The sequence below is a fragment of the Chromohalobacter sp. HP20-39 genome, from assembly GCF_033052815.1.
GTDB lineage: Bacteria > Pseudomonadota > Gammaproteobacteria > Pseudomonadales > Halomonadaceae > Chromohalobacter.
In genome coordinates, this window is the sequence record NZ_JAWHTP010000332.1 from 1 (window position 1) to 341 (window position 341).

A 341-nucleotide genomic window follows, 5' to 3' on the forward strand; every position below is an offset into this window, starting at 1 on the left:
ACAAAGAAAAGTGAGTCGTGCCCGGCAGGGTACGAAAGGCGGATGGCCCACCAGCGCCCCACCCCCAAACCTAAAACAAAAAATACCGCTGCGCCATCGGCACCACCTCAGCCGGCTCGCAAGTCAGCACCCTCCCATCCGCTACCACCTGATAAGTCTCCGGATCCACGCTGATGTCAGGCTGCCAGTCGTTATGAATCCTGTCCGCCTTGGTAACGCTGCGCGTGCCCTTGACCACCGCCGTGGTCTTGGCAAGGCCATAGCTTTCCGCCACACCGGCAGCAGCAGCCGATTGCGACAGGAAGCTCAACGACGTGCGCCCCAGCGCCCCACCTGCCGAT

The 341-nt window shown here is 61.9% G+C and carries 1 pseudogene; it reads right to left on the reverse strand.

Annotated elements, in window-relative coordinates:
- Positions 1 to 70: 70 nt before the first annotated feature.
- A pseudogene (gene ureC / locus RVY79_RS18250) lies at positions 71 to 341 on the reverse strand (urease subunit alpha); the annotation flags it as partial.